Origin of the sequence: uncultured Eudoraea sp. (genome assembly GCF_947258525.1) — a bacterium.
Taxonomy (GTDB): Bacteria; Bacteroidota; Bacteroidia; order Flavobacteriales; family Flavobacteriaceae; genus Eudoraea.
In genome coordinates this window covers 1-8,630 of record NZ_CAMYIP010000182.1, presented here as the reverse complement: position 1 = coordinate 8,630, position 8,630 = coordinate 1, and the positions used below count along the sequence as shown (strand labels likewise).

The following is an 8,630-nucleotide window of genomic DNA, read 5'->3' as shown; positions in this document are numbered from 1 at the left end:
TTAGTGGTACTCATCCTATAGATGTAGCGAAAAGCCATGCAAAATCGCGTAAGACACTTGGCATTATATCATTGCTTCTTATCATTCTCATTGTCGTTTTGTATTTTACAACCTCAAGAAAATCTGATTTAACAAAGACTTCAATAGGCAGCGAAAAACCCCTTACTACTACCCGGAATGTATTAAAAATGGATGTTACATGGTCGCCAGGCGGAAACATGTTCGCTTATGCCATGCATAATGGTGAAGATGTTAATATCCAATTTGAATCAAAAGAAGGAGGGAATAGTATATCCCTCACGAATGAACCTACCGATGAAATTTTACCGCGATGGTCACCGGACGGATCAAAAATTAGTTATTTATCAGATCGAGGTTCTGGATTCGATCTCTTTTGGCGGCCTGCTACTGGTGGGACCGAAAGAAAAATAGCTGAAACTAATTTGCACTCCATGGAAAATTTTGGGGAATACCTTTTGGCAATGGGTGCTATGCCCTGGTCATCCGATGGAAACAGAATCATTTTACCCAAATTGAGTAAATCAGGTGAAATTAGTCTTTGGGAAGCCGATCTTGTGTCTGGCGATGAGAAACAACTGACATTTCCTGAACCAGGTGGAATTGACTTATGGGGATCACGATCTTTTGATGGTCAGCAGATCGTCTTTCAGAGGAATGGAAATATTTGGCTAGTCACTAAGGAAGGCAAAGAGTTACCATTGTTGGAAGATCAATACTTAAATGTTAATCCAACATGGTCCACAGATCCTGATATCGTCATTTTTTCATCCTACCGTGGTACTTTTCTCCAAATATGGCAAGTATCCATTTCTTCTGGCAAATTAGAACAGCTGACCTTTGGTGAAAGTGACAAATTAGCCCCTATAGTAAACAAACAGGGTATTCTTTCCTATCACCATTTTAGCCACACTACCGATTTGTTTTCAGTGGATATGAATGGATTGGAAACCACTCAATTGACGTATTATAATGGGAATAATTTTCACCCCAGAATATCGCCTGATGGGAAAAAATTAGTTTACGATTCTGCTCGAACAGGCAATAATGATATATGGCTATTTGATTTAATTTCTAAGGAGGAAATTAATTTAACAAATCACCCGGCTCTGGATATTAAGCCGGACTGGTCGCCAGATGGCAAGGAAGTGGTGTTTATTTCGCAAAGGAATGGAGAATATATGCTCATGAAGCTAAACCTGGATAACAGGAGAACAGAGCGATTAACAAAGGAAATCATTAGGTTGCCGAATTTTCTATATGATTATGCGATGAATGTCAGGTGGTCACCAGACGGGAAATCTATTGGTTACCTTGCCACCGGGGATAAAGGACGTTCACTTTGGATCATCGATAGTAATGGTGAAAACCAGCAAGTGGCGATAGAAAGCATTCATAGCTTTGATTGGTATCAGGGAAGTGACATGGTGGTTTACAACAAAATAGCGAAATCCTTGTATAATGAACGGTTGACAGAAATTTTTGTCAAAGCAGATGGCACTGGAGTTGGTTTTATCCATGGTCCCGGCCATTGGAATATGGACGTTTATTTGCTTCCTCTAAAACCTCCATCACAAGAAACAGGATTCCCGACTCCTATAGGGAAACCTATTCAACTGACCAATGGGGAAGGAAAATGGCATGCACACAATTGTGCCTGGTCACCGGATGGAAACACAATGATTTATGTGAGGGATGAGGATGTCTGTAATATTTATGAATTGACTGGTCGTAAATTCTGATTGGGACAAAATCTTAAATGAGGAAAGTAAATTCAATGATTATAAAAATAAGGGGCACTAACAAAAGATAAATTGCATTAAAACGAACCACAAACCGTTGTCAATACCTCCTACAAGAGCAACATCGGTGATTCTATCTAATGTGGTGGTCTTCTATTTAAATATTATTAGACTGATTTTTAGTCCTTTATATTAATTCATTATCTTAGTTTACATAAGCATGTTACCATCAATACCTATATCCCATTGTTGGCAACAATTTAAATATTTAGACATGAACCTAAAATTAATTTCTTTATTATTCATAGCTATCTTGTCTTGGACAAATATGAGCTATTCTCAATCCGAGCTGCAATTAGTTAATATAGGTGACTTCAAAACGACCAATGGGGATATCATTAGAGACTGTAAAATAGGCTATCGAACATTTGGTAAGTTGAATGCCGATAAAAGTAATGTGGTTTTAATGCCTACATGGTTCACTGGAACAAGTGAAAAAACAATTAACCAAGGTTTTACAAGCCAAATAATGGATACGACAGGTTTATATTTCGTAATTGTAGATGCCCTAACTAATGGTTTTTCAGCATCACCTTCAAACTCACAGGAATTTCCTAATATATCAATTCGGGATATGGTTAATTCTCAATATGAATTAATGGTAAATCACCTTGAAATAGAACATTTATTTGCAATTGTGGGTTTTTCTATGGGTGGTATGCAGACATTCGAATGGGTTGTAGCTTACCCTGTTTTATGGATAAAGCAATTCCCATTTCAGGTAGTCCAAAACAATCTTCTTACGACATACTTGTTTGGCAAACTATGGCGGACTTGATTTCAGAAGCCGAGCAAGAATCACAAAAACTTGATTTCGCCTATAAAAGGGCACATCACATTTTACTTATGAATGTTTGGACACCAACTTTTTTTGCAAAAACTCATAGTCCCGATAGTCTTAATATTCTTCTTAATAATGAATATTCCCAATTGATGAAACCAGAGGATTATCTTGGAGGAATAAAAGCAATGATACCACATGATATCTATAAAAGTGTTGGCAGCGATATAAAGGAGATTAAAAATATAATTAAAGCGGATATGCTAATTGTTTCTCCAACACAAGATCACCTAGTAAATCCACTTTCATCCATCGAATTAGCTAAAGAGTTAAATGCTGAGTTAGTTACTTTAGAAAGTGATTGTGGTCATGCGGCATTTGCCTGTGAAAGTGAGAAAGTTAAGGTTGCTATTACAGCATTCTTAAATGATAGATAAGGTGGAAAGATAAGCTGGTTACAACATTGTATAAAAGCCAGTGAAAAAGGCTTTTATACTTATCCCATAGGTCACATTCAGCCGAAGCTGACCTTTTCTTGAACCCCAACTCACCAAAACATCAGTGATAGTGTCAAATGTGGTAGTCTATTGTAAATCTACCCCAACCACCCCTCTCTATCAAGCGACCGGTATTGAATGGCTTCGGCTATACACCCGAATGTGTAACTCTCAATTACAGACTATAGAAGCTAAGGCAAGAGGTTACAAATCCTTTGTATAAAATCAACCCCGTTATTTTATATCATAAAATCATTAATTAAATATTTCAGTATCTTGGTGAAGTAACTAACAACCAATACTTCATGATCAACTTCTTTCGTAAAATACGGCAACGTCTTATTACCGAAAACAAATTCAGCAAATACCTCTTGTATGCTATTGGGGAGATTGTACTTGTGGTCATTGGGATTTTGATTGCACTGTCCATAAATAATTGGAATGAAGGGAGAAAGAATAATTTAAGACTCACTTCACATTATCTAGAATTAAAAGATGAATTAAATTATGATTTAGAAAGGTGGCAAGATTTAGTGAACCAATTAATTGCAATAGATAGTATGGGTATCTATTTGAGATCCTTTCTTGATGATGAAATTGTAGCAGTAGATTCAATTAAACTCAAGAGATCATTTTTATCTGCTGGATGGTATGCAACATTCAGTATTTCAAGTGTAGCGTACAATAACCTTGTCAGCAGTGGAGATATTCACTTAATAGAAAACAAAAAACTTAAAAGAAAATTAGGGAGTATTCATGCAAAGGAGGGATGGGGTCAATCTGCTCTTTATGGAATAGTGAATCAATCAATTGAAGATTATCACAATTACAGGCATAGATTTACTGAACCTATGATGACTAGGACTTTTTTTAACAATAATATTGCCGCAGTTACTGATTCTCAAAATTTTGAAACTCTTGATAAAACCTTAAATGATTTCTCAATCACTTGGAATAATGTAAAAAGGGATCAAGAGTACTCAATAAAGTTAGACAGGTTGTTAGAAGGAAGGCTAACTCAAAAAATGCACTATTACCTATATAGGGAAGAAATGTTAGAAATCCTCGATCTTCTCGATGAAGTATTAAATAGTAAAAAACAATATGCATCATAATTATCTATGAGTTCCGTTTGGCCTATGTCAACGACAGTTTCACGCAAAAGCGAATAAGGAAGGATTAATTTAACCAGGCAAATTAAAGTGGGAAAAATAACGAAAAGCTAACAATGTTCCCCAACCACCAATACATCTGTTACTCTCTACAATGTGGTGGTCTTCTATTTAAATATTATTAGACTGATTTTAAGTCTTTTATATTAATTCATTACCTTAGGTAGAACAACCAACTTTAACTTTACATGATTGGCTTTTTCCGTAAAATCCGTAAACAACTCGCTGATGATAACCAATTCTTCAAATATTCCAGATATGCCATTGGAGAGATTATACTAGTCGTGATTGGTATTTTAATTGCACTACAGGTAAATAACTGGAATGAGTTTCAAAAAGATCGGGAAATAGAAAAAAAAGCTCTTTTGAACCTTGTTGAGAATATGGAATTGACCATCAATAAAGCCGAACGTAAGATAGCAAGAATCCAAAGGCATAACAAATCAGGTCAAATAATCTTTGCTGCCATTAAAAACAGCGATCAAACTATAGACACCTTAGGCCGGCATTTTCATTGGGCTTTGATGAACCATGCAAATTTAGCATTATCAAAAGCTGGCTATGAGTCTTTAAAGAATATCGGTTTTGAAATAATAAGAAATGAAATATTGAAAAAAGAGATCGTCAACCTTCATGAGAATACCTATATAGAACTGAGTCGAATGCAGAAGTGGGGCGAAGAGGTTAGGCCTGATTTAGATACTTATTTAATTGATCATTTTATTAGGTATAATAATGGTAACTGGATGCCAAGAAATTTTAATGAAGTAGCTAAAGATCATTATTTCTATGGCTTAATCAATATTGCGGAGGGACAGAGAAATTTTTATATGAGGGAATATAAAAAAATGCTTGTTGAGACTAAGAGAGTTCTTCAGCTTATCCAGGATGAATTGGGAGAAGTAAATTAAAATATAGCTAAAAGTGCATGCAACTTATCAAACTAAGGCAAAACTGTTACGCTTTATTAGGTGGTGGTCTTCTATTAATTATTTTTAGACTGATTTTAAGTCTCTTATATTAAATCATTACCTTAGGAAGAACAACCAACCACTTCACATGATAAAATTCTTCCGAAAGATTCGCCAACAACTTCTATCTCAAAACAAGTTGAGCAAATACCTCTTTTATGCCATTGGCGAAATTTTACTTGTTGTCATCGGTATTTTGATTGCTTTAAGTATTAATAATTGGAATGAAGAAAGAAAACAAAGGGTTGAAGAAATTAATATACTCAAAGGACTGAAGAAAGATTTTCAATCCGATATAAGAGACTTCCAGATAGGCACTGGAGAGTACAATACTATTAGCACATCCATAGACCATATTCTGAAAAGTTTGGAAAATAACGAAACCTATAATGACTCTTTGGATAAATATTTTGCCCAAACTGTAGCTTGGCCCTTAGCCGTCATACATAAAAATTCCTTCGATGCCCTAAAATCTAAAGGGGTGAGTCTTATTTCTAATGATTCATTACGTCAAGCCATTTTATTTTTTCATGGTACAAGGTATATAAGTATAAAAAATTGGGAAAGCTTAAGTAATAGAGACATATATTTTGAAGAAATGATCAAAAGGTTTGACAAGGTTGAACCATGGAAGTACGATAGCCCCGGAAAATTCAGTCGCGGTAAAATGAAACCAAATAACTATGCTGCTCTTCGAACTGACACTTTGTATATGTCTATTCTTAGAACAATGAAAAGGGATGCTGAGGATCTTATGAACGGTCGTTACTTTAACGTAATACAAAATTTGGAAAATCTAATAATTGACATAGATAAAGAAGTGGATAGGCTAGATAATATGACATTTTAAAATCTATCGATTATACTTTTATTTATTCCCAGGTTAGCGCGAGCATCATGCCCAGGGTAGCCCCTGATGGCGCGAGCCTAAACGTCAGGCTAACTCATCCACCCCCCTGTCCAAACTTCTATGCTGAATGGCCTTAATGATTCAACGGAATGTGTAACTCTGAAATACACGAAACTGAAACCTACCACAACATCCTATTAATCCTTGGTATATAATAAAAACTCATTACTTTCTATCAAAAAAATCATGAATTAAATATTTACGTACCTTGATAAGGAATCCGCCAACTTATTCTTTTGATGATAAAGTTCTTTAGAAAAATTAGACAACGCCTACTAACTGAAAACAAACTCAGCAAATACCTGGTTTATGCCATTGGTGAAATTATACTGGTAATGTTTGGTATTCTGCTGGCATTACAGGTTAATGATTGGAATGAGCAGCGCAAAAATAACGATTTGGAAAGAGAATTTTTAAACGGGCTAAGAGCAGATTTGGTAATAGACAGAACCTATTACAGCAAACGCATCCAAGACGCGGAAAATTATATCAGGATTAACCGTAATTTTATTATGGAGCTTTATGAAGAACAACAAAATTATACCGATGTTCAAAATTTATTTGAAAAATTAAGCCTGTACTCCGACCTACTAACCATACACAAATCAACCTATCAGGAATTGGTTAATGAGGGGAAATTAAATCTGATACGAAACAGGGAACTGCAATTAGCCCTAATTTATTATTACAGAGATACTGAGATAGCTGAAAAACATATAGAAGAATTTAATGTGTTTTCTATTAACAACCTTTTAATTGCCGTGGAGAAGATACCCAGTATGTTAAACCTAAAAAATAAAAAATTCTTGAATATTGATAATAAATTTGACCATAAATTTAAGGGTCAATATGAGTTTATGAACGACCCACAATCCGCTAAATTTCAAATAAGCGAAAACGTAGCAACTCTTTATACTACAAAGCAAATGGTTTTTCTAACTTATTATGAAGATTTGAAGGGCCAAACCAATTATTTAATTGAGTCAATTGATTCAATTTTTGAAAACTAAAACCAAGGGTCAGACTTAATTATGATAGGCTTCTTCCGCAAAATCCGCAAGAAACTCGCAGACGACAACAAGCCTTTAAAATACATGAGGTATGCTATTGGTGAGATTTTACTGGTTGTGATTGGAATATTGATTGCTTTAAGTATTAATAATTGGAATGAGCACAGAAAGGAAAAATTAATTGAAGACAAACTTCTTTCAGAATTAATAATTGATTTAAAAGGAGATTTAGAACAAATGAATCAAGCCAAAACAACTGGCAATAGAATAATTAAGGCATACGAATCAATCGTATATTCATTAGAAAATGATTTACAAATGTCTGATTCGTTAGCCCAACATTTTAATTACATAACAACAATATTTATCTGGTTCAATCCCAATCAATCTACTTATGAAAATTTAAAATCAATTGGATTTACCATACTTTCTAATGATAATATTAGAAAGGAAATTCAAAATCTTTATGGTGTTGAATACAGGTCATTTGAGAAAAGGCAAGAATTATTTAATTCGGAATATCTACAAACTCTGGACCCATTGCAATCAGAATATCTCATAATCAGCAAGGGTAATTTTCCAAGAGATTACAATGCTTTAAAAGACAATTTCTTATTTATAAATACTCTAAATAACATGAAAGCATTGCATAGTTGGAATTTGCATTCTATTTCTGATTTTAATAAGACCATAAGCAAATTAATAGCAGACATTGAAACTGAACGAATTAAATGATAAAATTCGTTAGATAAATAACGAAAGGCTAACAACGGTTATATTATATTGTGGTTATATGAACAACCGCTCTTTCAACTCTTGTGAAGGTCGATTACCTGTTAAATAAGCAAGACAGATTGGGGTTTTATCTACGAAGTGGAGCATGGTGGACATAGACACTATGAGATGTTCAAAAATACCTAGATCACCGTTTCGGCATGGTCAGTTATCCAACAGACAAAGCATTTGGAATAAATCCTGATAAATGGAATATATTATTTATTAAGCGGTACTTGAATCAATATTCCCCGTTCAATTAAAATCTGGCCTTAATTCAATTTTGTGTAACAAATGTGTTACAATGATAAAATAAAAAAAAGGCTACATTTCGGTATCCCTTTGATAAGTAAGCCCCTCCTCCTGGGCTTGTTGCGAAAATCGCGACACAGGCTTCTCGCCCAGGTTTTGAAAATAAAAAAAGCCACCCACTTTGTGGATGGCTTCGGTGTAGCTATGAAGCGAGCTATGCTCTGCTTTATGGCTCCTCCTCTTGGGCTTACCGCGAAAATCGCGGCACAGGCTTCTCGCCCAGGTTTTGGAAACAAAAAAAGCCACCCAATTTTTGGATGGCTTCGGTGTAGCTATTAAGCGAGCTATGCTCTGCTTTATAGCTCCTCCTCTTGGGCTCGAACCAAGGACCCTCTGATTAACAGTCAGATGCTCTAACCAACTGAGCTAAGGAGGAATAATTC

General features: G+C 35.0%; 8 protein-coding genes and 1 tRNA gene. 8 read left to right on the top strand and 1 reads right to left on the bottom strand.

From position 1 onward, the window contains the following. The 8 genes from Q0X89_RS13495 to Q0X89_RS13460 form a co-directional block, all read left to right on the top strand. Positions 1-1,760: hypothetical protein (locus tag Q0X89_RS13495; protein WP_297695041.1), on the top strand; the 1,760-nt coding region annotated here is incomplete at its 5' end. 274 nt (positions 1,761-2,034) lie between these two features. Further along, positions 2,035-2,598: an alpha/beta fold hydrolase gene (locus Q0X89_RS13490; RefSeq protein ID WP_297695039.1), complete on the top strand. Its 564-nt coding sequence runs from the start codon at positions 2,035-2,037 to the stop codon at positions 2,596-2,598. Further along, positions 2,586-3,038: a hypothetical protein gene (locus Q0X89_RS13485; RefSeq protein ID WP_297695037.1), complete on the top strand. Its 453-nt coding sequence runs from the start codon at positions 2,586-2,588 to the stop codon at positions 3,036-3,038. Before Q0X89_RS13490 ends, Q0X89_RS13485 begins: the two co-directional genes overlap by 13 nt. Positions 3,039-3,403: 365 nt before the next feature. Further along, a complete protein-coding gene (locus Q0X89_RS13480) occupies positions 3,404-4,213 on the top strand; it encodes a DUF6090 family protein (RefSeq protein ID WP_297695035.1) in 810 nt (269 codons plus the stop codon). A gap of 245 nt (positions 4,214-4,458) precedes the next feature. Beyond that, positions 4,459-5,181 carry a DUF6090 family protein gene (locus Q0X89_RS13475; protein ID WP_297695033.1) on the top strand — a complete coding sequence of 241 codons (723 nt, stop codon included), beginning with the start codon at positions 4,459-4,461 and terminating at the stop codon, positions 5,179-5,181. Positions 5,182-5,329: 148 nt separating this feature from the next. Beyond that, positions 5,330-6,091, top strand: coding sequence for a DUF6090 family protein (locus Q0X89_RS13470; RefSeq protein WP_297695031.1), 762 nt, complete (start codon positions 5,330-5,332; stop codon positions 6,089-6,091). 299 nt (positions 6,092-6,390) lie between these two features. Beyond that, positions 6,391-7,161, top strand: a complete 771-nt coding sequence (locus tag Q0X89_RS13465; protein WP_297695029.1) for a DUF6090 family protein — start codon at positions 6,391-6,393, stop codon at positions 7,159-7,161. Between the two features lie 84 nt (positions 7,162-7,245). Beyond that, a complete protein-coding gene (locus Q0X89_RS13460) occupies positions 7,246-7,896 on the top strand; it encodes a DUF6090 family protein (protein ID WP_297695027.1) in 651 nt (216 codons plus the stop codon). 653 nt (positions 7,897-8,549) lie between these two features. On the opposite strand, the gene Q0X89_RS13455 is transcribed toward Q0X89_RS13460, so the two are convergent. Continuing rightward, positions 8,550-8,623: transfer RNA gene (locus Q0X89_RS13455), tRNA-Asn, on the bottom strand. Between the last annotated feature and the right edge of the window lie 7 nt (positions 8,624-8,630).